Here is a 16,653-nt window from a genome sequence, read left to right as displayed (position 1 = left end):
TCGCCCCGACCCTACCGGCAGGCTCGCCTACGATTCCTGTATGGACGGCGAGGTGACGGTGCACATGGCGGCACCACCGATGAAGGTTTGGGAACTGGTATCCGATGTCCGCAACGTCGGGAAGTTCTCGCCGGAGACCTTCGCGGCGGAATGGCTTGACGGCGCGACCGGCCCGGCCGTCGGTGCACGGTTCCGCGGACACGTCAGGCGCAACGAGATCGGCCCGGTGTACTGGACGACGTGCCGCGTGACCGACTGCGAGCCGGGCCGCGAGTTCGGCTTCGAGGTGATGGTCGGAAGCCGCGTGGCGAACCACTGGCACTACCGGTTCGCCCCGGAAGGCGGCGGCACCGACGTGACCGAGTCGTTCCGCCTCACCGAATCCCCGTTCCTGCGCGTCTATTGGGTGTTCGGCGGCTAGCTGCGCCGGCGCCGGAACATTCGCGACATGACCAGGACGCTCGAACGGATCAAGGCCGTGGCCGAGGCGGCGTAGCCTCGGTGACACTTGTAGGATCGTTTGACTGTCCGCGCGAGCGTGCGAGCTACTGTTGGCTTGTGCCTGTGACCCTGTTGGGCGTGCCGACATGAGCCTGCCCGTGTTCGGTGCGTTGCCGATGTCCGGGTTCGCCAACGCCTGGTTTTTTCTCTACCTGCTCATCGTCGCAGGGCTGCTCGCGGCGTACTTCGTCATCCAGCGGTCCCGCCGGAAGCGGGTGCTGCGGTTCGCGAACATGGAACTGCTCGAATCGGTGGCGCCGAAGCGCGGCCCGGGCCGCTGGCGGCATGTGCCGGTGGCGCTGCTGATCGCCTCGCTGGCGGTGCTGACGACAGCGATGGCGGGACCGACCCACGACATCCGTGTGCCGCAGAACCGGGCGACCGTGATGCTGGTGATCGACGTGTCGGAATCGATGGTGTCCACCGATGTGGCGCCCACCCGCCTGGATGCGGCGAAGGCGGCAGGTAAGCGCTTCGCCGACGAGCTGACCCCGGGCATCAATCTCGGGCTCGTCGCGTTCGGCGGCACCGCGACGTTACTTACCGCGCCGACTGCCAACCGGGCGGTGGTGACGCGGGCGATCGACTCCCTGCAGGCCGAAACGCGCACCGCGACGGGAGAGGGCATCTTCACGGCGTTGCAGGCGATCGCCGCGGTCGACGCCGTGATGGGCGGCGGCGAGGGTCCGCCGCCTGCGCACATGGTGTTGGAGTCCGACGGCAAGGAAACGGTGCCGACGGACCCCGACGCGCCGCGCGGCGCGTTCACCGCGGCGCGGGCCGCCAAGGACCAGGGCGTGCCGATTTCGACGATCTCGTTCGGTACGCCGGACGGCTACATCGACCTCAACGGCGAACGGATGGCCGTGCCGGTCGACGACGAGACCTTGCAGAAGATCACCGAGATATCCGGTGGACACGCATTTCACGCGGCCAGCCTCGCCGAACTCGACAGCGTCTACGCCACCCTGCAGCAGCAGATCGGCTACCAGATCGTGCGCGGAGACGCGAGCATGGGATGGCTGCGGCTGGGCGCGGTCCTGCTGGCCGCAGCGGCTTTCGCAGCGGTGCTGATCCACCGCCGGCTGCCGAGTTGACCCGCAGTCGCAAGGCGGAGACCGTGAGCTCGGCGAGCACAGCCAGGTTCGCGTCAAAGCCGTCCAGCTGGCTCACTGACTCTGCGTAAAGGATTTCCGCCCGGGCGTATGGATTTCGTTCAGATCATTTCCCGCCCGCCCGCAGCGGAATAGACAAAGTATGCATGGGAAGCGCTCGTGGGTGGTCGAGGCTGATCGACGGAGAACACGCGTGGGGGTCGTTCGATATCAGGCTGGGCCGCTCCGGCTTTCGTCGCTACCGATTGACCGTGTTCCCGCCCGGCATCAGTGACCGGGATCGACGTCTCCTTCGCTTGTGGCGCGGCTGGCCGATCGGAGGCGTCGCGATATGGCTGATGGCGGCGACGTGCCTTGACGCCTCGTCGCCGGCATCGACGCTGGCCGTGTTGGTCAGCGCCTATCTCGGCACGGGTGCGGCCCTGTTCGCTCTGACCGCTGGGACACGGCCACGTGTGCGGTCGATGTCGCTGACGTTGGTGAAGGGCTACGGATGGGCTGCCGACCCGAAACGCGAAGCGGCGCGAAGGGCCTGGGAAAAGCTCACCGGCGTGATGCTGGCGGCGGAAGACATGCGCAAGCGCGGCACGCTGTCCCCGGTGCAGTACGAAGCCGTGTGGTGGGAGATCTACGACCGCATGGAGGCGGTCGCCGAGCTCCGTTGAGCTGTGCTTATTCTCCGTGGACCTGTGCCTGCCGGAAGGGCGCGGTGTCCGGCTCGGCGGTCCATCCGAGGTCCCGCCGAAGTAGGTCGGTGATGGTTTCCCTGCGAACCAGCTCACGGGTTCGGCCCTCGCGGACGGCCACCAGTGGCGGGCGTCCCACCGCGTTGTAGTTGGACGCCATGCTGTGGTGGTACGCACCCGTGCAGGCCACTGCCAGCAGGTCGCCGGGGTGGAGGTCGGTCGGCAGGTCGACGTCGCGCGCGATTTCGTCGCCCGCTTCGCAGTGCCGGCCCACCACGGTGACTGGCCTGGTCGGCGTAACGGGGTGGCGGTTGGCAAGAACCACAGTGTATTTGGCGCCGTACAGCGCCACCCGCGGGTTGTCGCTCATGCCGCCGTCGACCGCGACGAAGGTGCGTCCACCGGGCTGAGACTTCACGGTCAGCACCCGGTAGAGGGTGACACCGGCCCGGGCGCTGATGGCGCGGCCGGGCTCGATCACGACGGTGGGGCGCGGGAATCGGTGGGCCGCGCAGGCTGTGGTGAGGGCGGTGTCGATGACGTTGGCCAGCTCGTCGAGGTTCAGCGCGCGATCGCCACAGACGTATGGAACGCCGTGCCCACCGCCGATGTTGAGCTCGCTCAGCACAACGCCGTGGGTGTCGCGGACCTCGGCCATGGCGGCGATCATCCGGCGGATGGCGGTGCCGTACAGCCCGGCATCGGTCACTTGAGACCCGATGTGACAGTGCAGGCCGACAAGGTCCAACCACGGCTGGTCCAGTACCCGCTTGGCGGCGGCGGCGGCGTGGCCGTCGGCCAGGGTGAAGCCGAATTTCTGGTCGGCCACCCCGGTGGTCACCGCGGGGTGCCCGTGGATGTCGATCTCGGGGATCACGCGGAGCAGCACCTGCTGGCGGCGCCGCACGCGGCCCGCGAGGAACGCGATCTCGATCGGTGAATCGACCACGATCCGGCCGACCCCGATCGTCGCGGCGTCGCGCAGCTCGTCGGGCGTTTTGGCGTTGCCGTGCATGATGATCCGGGACGGATCAACCCCACCGGCCAGCGCGATGGCCAACTCCCCGCCGGAGCACACGTCCAAGCCGATCCCCTCTTCGGCGACCCAGTGCGCAACCGCGGTGGTGAGCAGCGATTTGCCGGCGTAGACCACCTCGACCCCGGGCAGCGTGGCGCGATAGCGGCGGATGCGCTGCCGGAAGTCTTCCTCGTCCACCACGTATGTGGGTGTCCGGAACTCGTCGGCGACCTCCGTCAACGCCACCCCGCCCACACAGAGGCGGCCCTCGTCCACATGGGTGGTCAGCGGCCAGATGGATCGGTCCAGCCGGGGCGTCGCTGCCTGGTGCAGCGACGGCAACAGCTCCAAAAGCGTCATAGCTCCACCGTGCTCGCGCGGGGCGGCGATGAGCCAAAACTTGACGAACCCCTGACGCGGGCCGCCCGAATTTTGACGGCCGAACCGCGGCTGTGCGTCGCGCTACACCAACTCGGCTTCGACCACTTTGACGATCACCAACGCGACCGCCGGGCTAGGTAGCGGCGCGGTGCTAGCAGTCCGGCACTGCGCAGCGGGGACATGACCGGCCGGTAAAGGGAGTCAATCCGATATCAGTTCACGCATGGAACGTCGCCGCCCAGGACCGGCTGACCCTGATCGGGTGTCGCCGACGGGTCCGGGCCGTCGGAGGCCGCCGAGTTGGCGGACATCCCCGTCGCGGCGGCGGTGGTGGGGTCGGACGTGCCAAAGCCGGACGGCAACGAGTAGTCGGAACCGAGGGTGACACGAATGTGTCCGGGCTCCTGGGTGGAGTCCAACCGCGGGGGCACTTGGATGCCGAGCAGCGTGGCGAGGTTCTGCGCGTCAGTCGACGCGCCGGAGCCGTAATCGATACCCGTTTCGCGCGGTTCGCCGGTGAGCGGATTGCGAACCTCTCCCTTCGTGTAGCCCTGCCGCGTCAATTCCTCCGAGACGGTGTTGGCGAGGCCGGCGGTGCTGCCGGCGTTGATGACGTCGACGGTGCTGGACGGGGCCGCCTCGGTGGTTGAGGTGGCGGCGGTGCCGTTGAAGGCAGCTGCCACTTGGTTCTTGATGGCGGCCGGATCGACGACGTTGACGTCCTGGTCGTCGACGGTGTCGTAGCGCAGCACGGGCAGAGTCTGGTACCGGACGCTGGCGCCGTTGATCGAACCGACTCGGCGGAACATCGCGTCGGTCCAGCCGGTGGACAGCACGATGTCCTTCCGCACGATGTCCATCATGCTGCTCAGCTTGCTCAGGTTCGTGAAGGTACCGCTGTCTTGGAGTTTCCGCATCACAGACACGAGGAAGGCCTGCTGGCGGTGCGTGCGGTCCAGGTCGCCGTTGTCGAGGCCGTGACGCTGCCGGACGAACGCCAGCGCCTCCGCCCCGTTGAGCGTTTGGCGTCCGGCGGGGAAGTCGGCGCCGGAGTAGTCGTCATAGACGGCGTGGTTCAGGCACACGTCGATACCGCCGAGGCTCGACGCGAGATCATAGAAGCCTGCCAGATTGATCTCGGCGAAATAGTCGATCGGCACACCGGTCAGGTCGCGCACCGCCGACAACGTCGCCCCGCGTCCGGCTTCGCGACCCTGCCGTTCCAGCTGTGCTTGATCGCTGACGCCTTGGTCCATGAGTTTCTGTTCGGCCTCGGCCTTCTTCAGCCCGTACGCTTCTTTGATTTTGATGTGGCTGTATCCGCTGATGTCGTTGACCGCGATGTAGTCGTCGCGCGGGATGGAGAAGGCCACCACCTTGTTGTCGGTCGTAATGTGCGCCAGGATGAGGGTGTTCGTGTTGTAGCCGCCGGAGTCCGAATCGCCGGCGTGCAACTTGTCCAGGATGTCCTCAGGAAGGTCATTGCCGTCCTGGTCCTTACGAGAGTCCAACCCGATCAGCAACACGTTGATCGCACCGTCGCCGGACTTGGGGGCGTCGGCGCCGAGGGCCTCCGAGATCGTGATCCCGCCCAGCGTGTGCTTCATGGTCCACCAGCTGGCGCCGGTCACCGCGATCAGCAGCACCGCGCCAACCGACGCGGCGATCCGTAGCGCGGTCATGCCGCGCCGCGCCTGCGGGAGACCGTGACGACCGGCGTGGGTCATATCGGTAACCGGCGGTTGAGGGGAATTGCCAGAAAGGCGGCCGCGGTGGCGATCAGCACCGCCAACCGCAACCAGCCGGCCGAGGCCGGGCCCCGCACGATTTTGTAGCCGACTTGCTGTTGCACCGCCCCGTAGCTGCGGTTGAGTTCGTCGATGTTGGCCGCCGTGTAGGACTGGCCGCCGGACAGTTTGGCGATGTTCGTCATCATCTCACCGTCAACCGGCACCGGCAGTTGCTGATCCTTGACCGCAACGATCCCGCCCTGGGTTCCGAACGAAATGGTCGAGATCGGCACGCCCTGGTCCCTGGCCGTGCGCGCCGCGGTGTAGCAACCGCGAGGGTTGTCGGGGCTCTCCGGTTTGTTCTCCTTTCCGTCGGAGAGCAGCACGATCCGCGCGGGCGGCGGCTTGTCGTTGTCGCTGCTGATCACGGCCTTGACCGTCGCGATCGACTGCAGCGCGGTGAAGATCGCCTCACCCGTTGCGGTGCTGTCGGCCGGGCGCAGGTTGTGCAGGGCCGTCGTCGTGCTGGCGTGATTGGGCGTCGGCGACACCAGCAGGTTTGCCGTGCCGGCGAACGCCACCAGCCCGAGATTGACCCCGGGTGTCACCTGATCGGCGAAACGCTCGGCGGCTTGCTGCGCGGCCGCGAGGCGGCTGGGCGACACATCGTCGGCGCGCATCGACTGGGAAACGTCGATCGCCAGCATGATGACCGCCCGGTTGCGTGGCTGGCGCAGCTCATGCGTCGGCCCGGCCAGCGCGACCGTCAGCAACAGCAATGCGGCGGTGAGCAGTGTGACGGGCAGGTGACGCCACGCGGTGGGCCGTTCCGGAGCGACGGAATCCAGCAAATCGGGGCTGGTGAAGCGGCGCACGCGTCGGCTTCGACCGGCCTGCATCACCATGTACGAGGCGATCAGCCCGACCGGCACCAACGCCAACAGGAACCACCAGGGTTGGTCGAATCCCGACAGCGACATCACACCCAGCCCGGGCATGGTCATACCGCCTGACGCGCCAGCGACAATGGGACGCTCCTCTCGTGTCCGCGACGCCTGGCCGTCGGCGGGCATTTGACCCAGTACAACCGAAATTCCGCAGTTCAGTCAAACACCTGTACAAGTGTTTCCTCTATTTTGTCGCGCCGTGACCGAGCCGATCAGCGCGACACCCGCCGCCCTCGCTGGTTTGGCCGCTCGGCCTCGGCCGCCTGCCGACGGCAATGCGGACGACATCGACGATGTGCGGGTCGGCGACGACGTAGACCTGGCGCTTGCCGTGGCGGCGCGCTCCGACCAGTCCGGCGAGCTTGAGCTTGCCGAGGTGGTGGCTCACCGTGGCCATGCTTTGACCCGTCTGCTCGGCAAGCGTGCCGACGTCGCAATCACCGACGGCGAGCAGCCAGAGGATGTGCAGCCTTACCGTCGCCGACAGCATGCCGAACGTCGATGCGGTCTCTTGCAGAAGACGTGGTGGCAACGGCTCGGCCACCGTTGGGGCTTCGGGTGCGTCGGGCACGGGACTTCCTCTCGGTGCATAACAGGCTGACGCATCGCCCACGCCTCGCGCAACCGTCAGACTGTCTGGTGGTGATTTTCCGGTCACCGGAGGTCGCTTCATGCTCGACGGGCCAACAGCTACCGGTGTCGCCGGCCTGCAGGAACTCGCCGATGCGCCGGTTTTCACGGTGTTGCAACGGCTGGCCGGGTCGCCGAGGGGGTTGGCGGAGGCGGAGGAGCGTCTGCTCCGGTTCGGTGAGAACGAACCGCCCCGCGTCGCCGAAGTCGGGCCTGCCGCACGACTGGGAGCGGCGGTGCGGAGCCCGTTCGTGGCGCTGCTGGCCGTCTTGGGCGCGCTGTTGGTGATTGTGATGATGCCCGCGGCACGTTCATCGTGGCGGTGATGGTCGTGCTCGCGGTCATCCTTCGCATCTGGCAGCAGACCCGCTCGATTCAGGCCACCCGCGCTTTGCGGGAGATGGTCACCTCTACCGTCACCGTGCGGCGCCGCGCGGGTGCCGACGACCTGCCGATTGGATCGCGAAGTTCCATTGCCGGATGTGGTTCCCGGCGACCTCGTCGTGCTGCAAGCCGGCGACGTCGTGCCGGCGGACCTGCGCGTCGTGTCCGCGAGCGATCTGGTTGTCGACCAGACCGTATTGACCGGGGAGTCGCTGCTGGCGGCCAAGTCTGCGGCGGTCGGTTCCCCGGGCAAACGGTCGGCGGCGCACCGAGCCTGTGCCTCTCGGGGACCGCGGTGGTGTCAGGCACGGCCAAGGGGGTGGTGATCGCCACCGGTGCGCACACCTACTTTGGCGGGTTCACCTGCTCAAGCGGCTACGGCTGCGCCACGCGAAGAGCTGGCTTTAGCGGTGTCATGGCTGTCCTTGACTGGCCAGCCATGTCGTGTAGTGCTCCTCCGGCATGCTGGTGTGGTAGTTGTCGGCGTCACAGGCCGGGACGAGTTCGGCGCCGGCGATGCGGGCGAACACCACCCGGGTCTTACGAGGATGGTGCTCATCGCGACAGCGCTCCCGCACGATCCCGTCGCTGTTTTTCTCCTGCCACTGATGAGTCGTCACCGTCGATTCCTGCAGCAGCACGGCCGGTGCTGATTCGCAGACCCAGCCCGCGTCCTTTCCATACACGTTGACCCAGTGGCTCAGCACCGTCACAGCGGCCGTCTGCCAATTTTCATAGCTGTGCGTCACGGGCCCGACGCTCCTCGGTGCGCTTATTCGACACGCCTGACACGGCCTGACGTGCCGTCAACCTCGACCAAGTGTCCAGTACGCAGAACGCGGGTGCCGGTCTTTGACCCAACTACACATGGAATGCCGAATTCGCGCGCCACGATCGCGGCGTGCGACATGACCGCGCCGGTGTCGACGACGACGGCGGTGGCGTAGGAGAAAAACGGTGTCCACCCGACGTCGAGCGATTCGGTGACCAGGACTTCGCCGGGCGTGAGTTCGTTGATCGAGTCCGCGGTGACGACCCGGACCCGGCCTTTGACGATGCCCGCCGACGCCGGAATTCCGCGCAGCGACCCACCGGGCAGTATTTCCGGCGCCGCTTCGGCCTCGGGTTCCCAGCGTTCGGTGAATTCGATCGGAGGCCGCGCACGCTCCAGCCGGGAACGCTCAGCTCTGCGCCGCAACACCAGGTAGCGGACGTCCAGCGGCGGATGGAGCAGTTCGTCGCGGGTCAGGTAGAAGACGTCGTCGCGGTCGGCGATGATCTCTCCGCAGGCCAGTCGGGTGCCGATCTCACGGGCGATCAGCCGGTACTCGTGGGTGAGGCGGATGGCGGCGTCACGCGCCCGCTCGCGGGACTGCTGTAACCACGCGCTCTCCCAAGCCAGCAGCCGCACGATGGGGTTCACCGTCGGGGTGGGCGACCCTGCGTGCCCGGTGGCATCGGCGAGCTTGTTGACAACATCGAGCAGCCGCGCCGGATTGTCGGCGAACACCGGGTTGATCAGCTCCGTCTCGCCGGGACCGCGGTGGCCCCATTCGGCGATGACGTCGTCGAGCCGTGAGGCGAATCCCGGATGCTGTGCGCGCACCCGCCTCAGCGCTTCCTCGGGCTGGTGTTCACGCAGGATCGCCCCGATCACTGCGTCCTGGCGCGCCGCCGCGGCGAGCTGATGCGTGGCCACGCTGAGTCCTGCGCTGGCCAATTTATCTGTGCCGCTTCTTGATTCGTTTTCCAGTGTTTTGCCCGCGATCCGTTCGATGATTCCCAGGACGGGCACGACCGCGAGCGTGATGAGCGCCGCCAAGCCCCAGGCGCTGACGACTTCGTCATAGGTGCAACGTAATTGGCTGTGCAACTGCTCGTCTGAGAGGTCGGCATAGAATACGGCGCCGTATTGTCGCGCGCGCGCTTCGTTGTCCATCCGGCGCGTCTCACTTGCTGCCGAGACGATGAAGGTCAGCATCCGGGGCAGTCGCCGGGACATCCCCCACAGGCCGATCTTGTCGATATCTGGAACCGCCGCGCCCGATCCCGCTCCGAATAGTTTCTCGCCCCAGCCGGAACGGTCGGCTCCGGGCAGCACCGCGCTCGTGGCGAACAGCACGCTCAGGTTGGCGTAGATCCGGTGGCCGAACGATCCGGTCTGCTCCTCGATCACCGCGCGGCAGAGTTCGCCGTTGAGCCGCAGCTGGTGGACCGCGCCGATCCCCATGGCACGCATGCCTTTCAACGACAGTTCGAGTGAGAGCGGCGTCATCGGGCCGGGGAACGCCTCGGAGGTGTTCACGGCGGTGTACACCGGCCAGTTGGGGTCGACGCCGGTGTCGAATTCACCGCCCTTGTCGTTGGCCGGTTGCCGGCGCGCGGTTTCGCGTGCGGGTCCGGGCGTCCTGGCCCATTGGCATCGCCACGGCAGCCGGACCCGTCTGGAGCCCAGATAGATGTGTTCGCGGTTGGCCTTTCGGAAGTCGAGGACGCAATCGCGGCTGCTCCAGGCTGGGACGAACCCGAGTTCGCCGAGTGCCGAGGTGTCCAGCAGGGGGAGGTCTTCGCCGGCCCGCTTGTGATTGATCTCGACATAGCGCTTGTCGAGGATCGCGGCGACCTCCCGCAGTGCGATCGTGTCGGATGCGACCAGGTTGACCATCCCGCTCCAGTCGGGGCGCTCGACGGCCTCGGCGACGAAGCGCGCGACATCGTCGTGATGGATGAATTGAGCGACGTTGCGGCCATTCCTGATACCGAGGATGACGGGGGCGGCGAAACGGCGCTGGGCTGGGCCGGCCGAGTCGCGGCCCATGATGGTCGCAGTCCGCACCAGAAGGGTGTTGGGGGCTGAGTTCGGCACGCGTTCTTCGGAATTTGATATCACCCGCGATATCACCACACCGTCGTGCCCTGTCATCCGCACCAGCGCGTGGGCTTCCCGGACATCGGCACCGGTATGGACCTCGTGGCCACGGCCGGCGAGTTCGGTGACGATGCACACCGCGACGTCCGTCGGCCCCTCGTCGACAACAACACGCATGATCGTGTAATGGTCCCACTTCAGCCCGGGGTCCGCCGTAGTTCAGCGTGCCGCCGGCAGAACGCGGTCGGTGAGCAGGTGCAGCGACTTCCATGCTTCGTCGAGCGGCATGCCGCCGACGAGGGGGTGCAGCACAAGTGGTTCGGCGCGATTGGCACCGAGGTCGCTGATGAGTTCGTCGGGCGTCATGAACCGGTAACGGCCGGAGGCGCGCACGTCGGTCAGGGTTCGAGCGTCGGTGATGTGCATGTAGGAGTGCGTCCGTCCGTCGGACCACTTCGCGTAGGTTTGGGCCTCCCACAGGATGAAATGACCCAGTTCGGCCCACGCTTTGTCGGGGTCTTCGTGCAGGTAGACCATGCCGCGGCTGTCTGCGGCGGGCATCACCACGACCGGGCGGTGTCCCGCGGCCCGGCAGAGTTCGGTGTAGTAGTCGGCAATTTCCGGAAGGTGGTCGGGCAGGCTCAACGGGAGCCCGTGGCGGGCGGCACGCTCGGCGGTGGCGCGCACACCGCCGCCGACGTAGATCGGGGGGTGCGGGCGTGTCCAGGTGGCCAGGTCGGAATGCGAGAAGGCACCGAGCAGGCGCTCGAGGAAGTTGTCGATCAGGCTGGCGCGGTCGTTGAAGGGTTTGCCGAAGAGTTCGTATTCGGCGGGGCGGTAACCCAGCCCGAGGGTCACGTGGAGCCGGCCGCGGCTCATCGCGTCGACCTGGGCGACGTCTTCGGCCAGCCGGATCGGATCCCACAGCGGAGCAAGCGCACAGTCGGCGGTGGCGAACATTCTCCTGGTCTGGGCGAGGAACCACGACGCGGCCAGGATCGGGTTGCTGCTCCAGCCCTGACCTGTGGCGTGGTGTTCGTCGACGCTGACGCCGCTGATCCCGTGGTCCTCGCCCCACTTGGCCAGCTCCAGGGCGCCGCGAAGGCGCTCGTGGCGCCGCTGTGCGTCGTCGTGGGGCGCGGCAAAGGTGAATCGCAAGATCGAGATCGTCACGTCAGACAGTCAAACAAACCGGCGCCGCCGGCGACCAGGCGGCTTTAGGCTGGAACCTGGCCCCTCACCGCAGCGGAGAAAAGATGCGAACGGCTCGTACACCAGCTGTCGCCGGAAGGCGGGCGTGCGCGATGCTTGCTGGATTTTCCGCTGTGCTGCATGGCTTTTCGCTTGCCGGCGTGACAAGTCTCGCGTCCGGTGCGCTGATGGTCGTGATGATCATCGGGTGCCTGAACTGTGCGCGTCGGCTGTGGCTGCGTGGGACGCTGCGGGACTGGAGCCTCGTCGCGATCATGAATCTCGCGATGATCACACTGCATCTGCCCGCACCCGGCCACCATCATGGCGCGGTCGGGACCGCGGTGGCGGTCCCGCATTCGACGGTCATGACGATGGCGACGGCGCTGGCGGCGACGGAGGTGGTGCTCGCCGCCGCGGTCGTCTGCCACAGGACCCGGGTCGACCCCCGGCGCGCCGCACTCCTGGCCGGGCACACCGGGAGCGGCCCCGCCGAAGTCGTGACTTCCTCTAGGGCACAAACATTTTCGGACCGGGCTGTGCGCGCTTTGGCGGTGTTGGCGGTCCTCGCCATGGTCGCGATCCCGACGGCGGGCAACCTCGCCGCGGACCCGGGGGCAACGGATGTCATCACGGTCGCGGCCGTGGGTCGAAACGGTCAGGCGGCCGATGGCTACCACGTGGAGCCTCGGTTCTCTTCGCCGGAGCTCTCCGGTTGCACCGCCCCCTCGCCGGCAGCGGTCGGCGACAACATCTACGCCTGCGATCCGGGTTCGGCCGCCGCCGAAGTGTGTTGGCCGGCACCCGCATCGCTGTTGTGCGCGGTCGATCCGTGGGGCAAGTCGCTTCGTCGTTTCCACTCCCCGGGCACGCTCCCGGCGGTGGCGCCTCCCGCAACGCCGATGCCGTTCGCACTGGTCCTTGACGACGGCACCCGCTGCATCCTGCCCAACGGCGTCGACCTGGGCGGCCGGGCCGATGGGACGGTCCCCATCTACGGATGTGGCCACAACAAGTTGTCGCTGGGGGTCCTGGCTCCCCCTGACTGGGATCCCGCGTCGGCGATCGACCGGTCGCAGCCGCTGTGGGCGGTGTACGTCGGCCAGCTGGGCCCGCCGACCACCCCCTTTCAGCCCCCGATCAGACACACGGTGACGACCGCGTGGTTCGCAGGCAATACCGGCTGACAGCCATCACTTCAGCGGCAGCATCGAGTCTGTTGACTCCGGTTTCACTTGTAACGTGAACCCGCGACGGTGAAATGCGTTTAGCCTTGCAGCGACAACGGGAGGCCGTCGTGGCAGTGACCATACGTCCGGCAACCGCCGCTGATGCGCCGGAGTGTGGACGCGTCTGCTACGACGCATTCGCCTCGATCGCCACCCGCCACGGATTTCCGCCCGATATCCCGTCGGTCCAGGTCGCCACCGAGCTGGTGTCGCGGTTGATCGAACACGCCGGTTTCTTCGCCCTCGTCGCGCACGAAGATGCGCGAACCGTGGGGAGCGGCTTCCTCGACGAGCGGTCGATCATCGCCGGGGTGGGCCATGTCACGGTCGCTCCGGACGTGGAGGACCATCACGTCGGCGGGGAGCTGATGAACACGATGCTGCACCGCTGCGCGCAGCGGCGAACGCCGGGCGTGCGACTGTTGCAGGCTGCCTACCACTACCGTTCGATGAGCCTGTACGCCAAGCTCGGCTTCGATGTGCGCGAACCCTTCGCCGCGATGCAGGGTGACCCGGTGGCGCTGCGGATCCCGGGATATGGTGTCCGCGCTGCCGCAGCGGCGGACGTCGGGGCGTGCAACGCGCTGTGCCTGCGCGTGCACGGCCACGACCGTCGCGGCGAGTTGCCCGACGCGCTCGCCAATGGCGCGGGCCGGGTAGTCGAACGCGGCGGCCGGATCACCGGGTACACGACCGGGATCGGCTTCTACACGCACTCGGTGGCCGAAACCAATGACGATCTTGCGGCCCTGATCGGTGCGGCGCACGCATTCCCGGGTCCAGGATTTCTTGTCCCGATGCGCAACACCGAGCTGCTGCGCTGGTGCCTGGCCCACGGGCTGCGCGTGTCCCTCATTGTGAATCTGATGACGATCGGCTTGTATTCGGAGCCGCGCGGCGCGTTTCTGGCGTCGGCGTGGTACTGACGGCCCCGCGCCTTACGCGGTCGTGTTGGCCACGGCGAGCTGCGAACGGACAAGCACCGACGGCGCGTTGGGGTGGTGCGGCTGGGGAAGGGCCGCCAAGGTGAAGCCGGCGATTGCGCCGGGGCGAAAGACCAGGCAGTGAGTCGAGCCGCCGAACTGGAAGCACCCCAGTTCCTCGCCCTTTGCGACGTGGTAGCCGGGCGTCACGTTCTTGTCGATCATGCAGGAGGAGACTTCCCCCATGCCGACCGCCACGAAGGCGACAAGGCCGATGACGGGGTCGGCGGCTCGATGAGGATGATCGCCCGCACCGCGACATGCGCCAGATAGGGCTGCGAAGCCGGGGGATCGATCGCGTTCCAGTCCTCCGAAACGGCCTCTGAGAAGTAGGTGCCCGGCTGGACGAACGCCCTGACGATCGTCCCTGCCACCGGACTGTGCCAACGGTGGTAAGTCATCGCGCTCAGATATGCCTGATAGACGGTTCCGCCGACGAACTGATCAACCGAATCGTCATTGGCCAGCATGTCCTGGAGCGAATACCGGTGGCCTTTGGCCCAGAAACGATCCCGGTGCTTGACATCCGTCGCGATGTGGTACGGCGTCGATTCGCAGGCGCTGGTGATCACCTTGTCGTCGTCCGGGGAAGCGACGGGACGCTCGCCGTCCTTGAACCGTCGGATGAAGAAGTCGTTCCAGGAGGCAAAGCCCCAATGCTCATCCTGCGGGTCGTGCTCGAACTGCTCGATGCCGACCGCACGTCGGGCGGCGGCGCACTTCCAGCCGGACGGCGAATCGTTGAGCACATACAGCGAGTCGGCGCTGTCGAGAAACGCGCACCAAACGGTCAGGATCTTGTAGAGCGTCGCGTTGATTCGCGGGTCGCGGAAGGCCGCGAACCCGGCCGGCGTGCCCATCGTCCAATCGAGGATCGTGCCCAGCGGCGTGATCACCGCGTTTTCGCCGAACTCCGGCGCCATCGTCAGCACCCCGTTGATCAGGCGCAGCATCTGCTCGACGCTGTGCAGGTGACGCTTGCGGTACCGCTTCGTATGCGGCACCTGGGCGATCATCTGGTCAACGTACATGCGCAGCACGGGGTCAGAGTCGATCAATTCCTGAAACTCGGCGAGCACGGGATGCAGCACGACGGCCTCACCCCGGGCCTCCACCCGCTCCCGGTGAGCGGTAAGCCAAGACTCCAACCGGTCTTGGTCCTCGGGCAACCAGCCGGCCCGGCGCCGCACATCCACACCATCGAAAACAGTCGTCACAAGAAGCAAACCTACGTCTGGGTAAGCAAGTAGCCGTTGCGGATTGTGAAACAGGCGGCCGATGCCACGGCGCGTGTCCGAGTCAAACCTTATCGTCGACGACCCGTCGTAAAGCGTCGGTGAGCAATGAATGAACGGCGGGCGACAAACCTCAGCCCAGCCGGTCATGGGTCGAAAGTCGGCCCGCCGCAGGCCAAACGGCCCTATTTCGGGCGCGGTGGCCGCCCTTACCTTTGCCACCAGGCGGGGCGCGCGACGTAGGGAACCACAATGAGCGGTAGCAGAACGGTTGCGGTGGCAGGTGCCAGCGGCTATGCGGGTGGGGAAATACTTCGGCTGCTGCTGGGCCATCCGGCCTACACGGACGGGCGGCTGACCATCGGCGCGGTGACAGCGGCCGACAGCGCGGGCACCACGCTGGCCGAAAACCACCCGAACCTGCTGCCGCTCGGGAGCCGTGTGCTGCAATCCACCAGCGCCGAGGTGCTGGCCGGTCACGACGTGGTGTTTTTGGCGTTGCCGCCGGGCCATTCCGGGCCGCTGGCCGAGCGGCTCGACGCCGGCACGGTAATCATCGACTGCGGTGGCGACTTTCGGCTGCGTGACGCCGCCGCCTGGGAGCGGTTCTACGGCACGCCGTACGCCGGCTGCTGGCCCTACGGGCTGCCCGAGCTGCCCGGTGCCCGCGACCGCCTGCGCGGTGCCACCCGGATCGCGGTCCCGGGGTGCTATCCGACCGCGACGCTGCTGGCGTTGGTGCCCGCGGTCGCCGAAGGCCTCGCTGAACCGTCGGTGACCGTGGTCGCCGTCAGCGGCGCGTCGGGCGCCGGGCGGGCGGCCAAGACCGAGCTGCTCGGCGCGGAGGTGATCGGATCGGCGCGTGCCTACAACATCGCCGGCGTGCACAGGCACACCCCCGAGATCGCCCAGGGACTGCAGGCGGTGACCGAGCGCCATGTGTCGGTGTCATTCACCCCGGTGCTCATACCGATGACCCGCGGCATCCTGGCCACCTGCACCGCCCGCAGCACCGCGACGTTGCCGCAGGTGCGGGCCGCCTACGAAAAGCATTACAGCGGTGAGCCGTTCGTGCACCTGCTGCCGGAGGGCCGGCTGCCCCGCACCGGCGCGGTGGCCGGCAGCAACGCCGCGCAGATGGCGGTCGCGGTCGACGAGGATGCCGAAACGCTGGTGGCCGTCTGCGCGATCGACAACCTCGTCAAGGGCACCGCCGGAGCGGCCGTGCAGTCGATGAACCTTGCGCTGGGCTGGCCGGAAACCGCGGGTCTGTCGGTCGTGGGGGTGGCGCCGTGACCGGGGTCGCGGCCGACACCCGGCTGGTGCGCAGCCAGGGTGTCACCGCCGCGGCGGGCTTTCGCGCCACCGGCATCGCCGCGGGCCTCAAGCCGTCCGGAGCGCTGGACCTCGCGCTGGTGGTCAACGAAGGCCCCGGCTATGGTGCCGCCGGCGTGTTCACCCGCAACCAGGTCAAGGCTGCCCCCGTGCTCTGGACGCGGCAGGTGCTGACCACCGGGCGGCTGCGCGCGGTCATCCTCAACTCCGGCGGCGCGAACGCCTGCACCGGCCCGGGCGGTTTCCAGGACGCCCACGCCACCGCCGAGGTGGTCGCGGCCGCGCTGTCGGACCGGGGCGCCGAGACCGGCGCGATCGAGGTCGCGGTCTGCTCGACCGGGCTGATCGGTGACCGGTTGCCGATGGACAAGGTGGTGCCCGGTGTGCGGGCAATCGTCGACGACATAGCCGACGGGCGC

The 16,653-nt window shown here is 67.5% G+C and carries 17 protein-coding genes and 1 pseudogene; 9 read left to right on the top strand and 9 right to left on the bottom strand.

The window, feature by feature from the left end:
• Window positions 1-40: 40 nt before the first annotated feature.
• The 3 genes and pseudogenes from VKG81_RS16450 (at window position 41) to VKG81_RS16440 (ending at window position 2,281) form a co-directional block, all read left to right on the top strand.
• A pseudogene (locus VKG81_RS16450) lies at window positions 41-496 on the top strand (SRPBCC family protein).
• Between the two features lie 91 nt (window positions 497-587).
• Entirely contained in the window at window positions 588-1,598 is a 1,011-nt protein-coding gene (locus tag VKG81_RS16445; RefSeq protein ID WP_324397628.1) for a VWA domain-containing protein, read from the top strand.
• Between the two features lie 164 nt (window positions 1,599-1,762).
• Window positions 1,763-2,281, top strand: a complete 519-nt coding sequence (locus VKG81_RS16440; RefSeq protein WP_324397627.1) for a DUF6611 family protein — start codon at window positions 1,763-1,765, stop codon at window positions 2,279-2,281.
• A gap of 7 nt (window positions 2,282-2,288) precedes the next feature.
• On the opposite strand, the gene lysA is transcribed toward VKG81_RS16440, so the two are convergent.
• From lysA to VKG81_RS16420, 4 genes are all read right to left on the bottom strand, one after another.
• Window positions 2,289-3,680, bottom strand: a complete 1,392-nt coding sequence (gene lysA, locus VKG81_RS16435) for a diaminopimelate decarboxylase (protein ID WP_324397626.1) — start codon at window positions 3,678-3,680, stop codon at window positions 2,289-2,291.
• A gap of 233 nt (window positions 3,681-3,913) precedes the next feature.
• Window positions 3,914-5,428: an LCP family protein gene (locus tag VKG81_RS16430; RefSeq protein ID WP_414685300.1), complete on the bottom strand. Its 1,515-nt coding sequence runs from the start codon at window positions 5,426-5,428 to the stop codon at window positions 3,914-3,916.
• On the bottom strand, window positions 5,425-6,435 hold the full coding sequence (locus VKG81_RS16425) for a VWA domain-containing protein (protein ID WP_324397624.1): 1,011 nt from the start codon (window positions 6,433-6,435) through the stop codon (window positions 5,425-5,427). Before VKG81_RS16425 ends, VKG81_RS16430 begins: the two co-directional genes overlap by 4 nt.
• Before the next feature lie 127 nt (window positions 6,436-6,562).
• Window positions 6,563-6,949, bottom strand: a complete 387-nt coding sequence (locus VKG81_RS16420) for a metalloregulator ArsR/SmtB family transcription factor (protein ID WP_324397623.1) — start codon at window positions 6,947-6,949, stop codon at window positions 6,563-6,565.
• 100 nt (window positions 6,950-7,049) lie between these two features.
• Here VKG81_RS16420 and VKG81_RS16415 point away from each other — a divergent pair, with 100 nt between their 5' ends.
• Window positions 7,050-7,334: a cation-transporting P-type ATPase gene (locus VKG81_RS16415; protein ID WP_324397622.1), complete on the top strand. Its 285-nt coding sequence runs from the start codon at window positions 7,050-7,052 to the stop codon at window positions 7,332-7,334.
• 111 nt (window positions 7,335-7,445) lie between these two features.
• Window positions 7,446-7,718, top strand: coding sequence for a hypothetical protein (locus VKG81_RS16410; protein ID WP_324397621.1), 273 nt, complete (start codon window positions 7,446-7,448; stop codon window positions 7,716-7,718).
• An 87-nt stretch (window positions 7,719-7,805) separates the two neighbouring features.
• Here the strand turns inward: VKG81_RS16410 and VKG81_RS16405 are convergent, their stop codons facing one another.
• The 3 genes from VKG81_RS16405 to VKG81_RS16395 are packed head-to-tail and all read right to left on the bottom strand — an operon-like array spanning window position 7,806 to window position 11,434.
• Window positions 7,806-8,141 (bottom strand): hypothetical protein, encoded by a 336-nt coding sequence (locus VKG81_RS16405; protein WP_324397620.1) that lies wholly within the window; start codon window positions 8,139-8,141, stop codon window positions 7,806-7,808.
• Window positions 8,142-8,164: 23 nt separating this feature from the next.
• A complete protein-coding gene (locus VKG81_RS16400; RefSeq protein WP_324397619.1) occupies window positions 8,165-10,438 on the bottom strand; it encodes a PEP-utilizing enzyme in 2,274 nt (757 codons plus the stop codon).
• 42 nt (window positions 10,439-10,480) lie between these two features.
• Window positions 10,481-11,434, bottom strand: a complete 954-nt coding sequence (locus VKG81_RS16395) for an LLM class flavin-dependent oxidoreductase (protein ID WP_324397618.1) — start codon at window positions 11,432-11,434, stop codon at window positions 10,481-10,483.
• A gap of 179 nt (window positions 11,435-11,613) precedes the next feature.
• On the opposite strand from VKG81_RS16395, the gene VKG81_RS16390 reads away from it, so the two are divergent.
• Window positions 11,614-12,639 carry a hypothetical protein gene (locus VKG81_RS16390; protein WP_324397617.1) on the top strand — a complete coding sequence of 342 codons (1,026 nt, stop codon included), beginning with the start codon at window positions 11,614-11,616 and terminating at the stop codon, window positions 12,637-12,639.
• Between the two features lie 110 nt (window positions 12,640-12,749).
• Window positions 12,750-13,607, top strand: coding sequence for a GNAT family N-acetyltransferase (locus VKG81_RS16385; protein ID WP_324397616.1), 858 nt, complete (start codon window positions 12,750-12,752; stop codon window positions 13,605-13,607).
• A gap of 12 nt (window positions 13,608-13,619) precedes the next feature.
• On the opposite strand, the gene VKG81_RS16380 is transcribed toward VKG81_RS16385, so the two are convergent.
• A complete protein-coding gene (locus tag VKG81_RS16380; protein WP_324397615.1) occupies window positions 13,620-13,829 on the bottom strand; it encodes a phosphatidylserine decarboxylase in 210 nt (69 codons plus the stop codon).
• Entirely contained in the window at window positions 13,826-15,232 is a 1,407-nt protein-coding gene (locus tag VKG81_RS16375) for a phosphatidylserine decarboxylase family protein (RefSeq protein ID WP_324397614.1), read from the bottom strand. Before VKG81_RS16375 ends, VKG81_RS16380 begins: the two co-directional genes overlap by 4 nt.
• Here VKG81_RS16375 and argC point away from each other — a divergent pair.
• Complete coding sequence (gene argC, locus VKG81_RS16370) at window positions 15,152-16,195, top strand: N-acetyl-gamma-glutamyl-phosphate reductase (protein ID WP_324397613.1); 1,044 nt, start codon at window positions 15,152-15,154, stop codon at window positions 16,193-16,195. The two genes, VKG81_RS16375 and argC, sit on opposite strands and share 81 nt — an antisense overlap.
• On the top strand, window positions 16,192-16,653 hold a 462-nt coding region (locus tag VKG81_RS16365; protein WP_324397612.1), incomplete at its 3' end, for a bifunctional ornithine acetyltransferase/N-acetylglutamate synthase. The genes argC and VKG81_RS16365, both read left to right, overlap by 4 nt.

Source organism: Mycobacterium sp. (assembly GCF_035314905.1).
Taxonomy (GTDB): domain Bacteria; phylum Actinomycetota; class Actinomycetes; order Mycobacteriales; family Mycobacteriaceae; genus Mycobacterium.
Note: the sequence above shows the minus strand (reverse complement) of the source record. Positions and strands in the feature narration are given on the sequence as shown.

Bases quoted from the DNA above. Each gene is read 5' to 3' on its own strand.
- argC (WP_324397613.1), top strand. From the start codon at position 15,152: ATGAGCGGTAGCAGAACGGTTGCGGTGGCAGGTGCCAGCGGCTATGCG.
- VKG81_RS16400 (WP_324397619.1), bottom strand. From the start codon at position 10,438: ATGCGTGTTGTTGTCGACGAGGGGCCGACGGACGTCGCGGTGTGCATC.
- VKG81_RS16375 (WP_324397614.1), bottom strand. From the start codon at position 15,232: ATGGCCCAGCAGCAGCCGAAGTATTTCCCCACCCGCATAGCCGCTGGC.
- VKG81_RS16430 (WP_414685300.1), bottom strand. From the start codon at position 5,428: ATGACCCACGCCGGTCGTCACGGTCTCCCGCAGGCGCGGCGCGGCATG.
- VKG81_RS16415 (WP_324397622.1), top strand. From the start codon at position 7,050: ATGCTCGACGGGCCAACAGCTACCGGTGTCGCCGGCCTGCAGGAACTC.
- VKG81_RS16425 (WP_324397624.1), bottom strand. From the start codon at position 6,435: ATGACCATGCCCGGGCTGGGTGTGATGTCGCTGTCGGGATTCGACCAA.
- VKG81_RS16380 (WP_324397615.1), bottom strand. From the start codon at position 13,829: ATGATCGACAAGAACGTGACGCCCGGCTACCACGTCGCAAAGGGCGAG.
- VKG81_RS16445 (WP_324397628.1), top strand. From the start codon at position 588: ATGAGCCTGCCCGTGTTCGGTGCGTTGCCGATGTCCGGGTTCGCCAAC.
- lysA (WP_324397626.1), bottom strand. From the start codon at position 3,680: ATGACGCTTTTGGAGCTGTTGCCGTCGCTGCACCAGGCAGCGACGCCC.
- VKG81_RS16440 (WP_324397627.1), top strand. From the start codon at position 1,763: ATGGGAAGCGCTCGTGGGTGGTCGAGGCTGATCGACGGAGAACACGCG.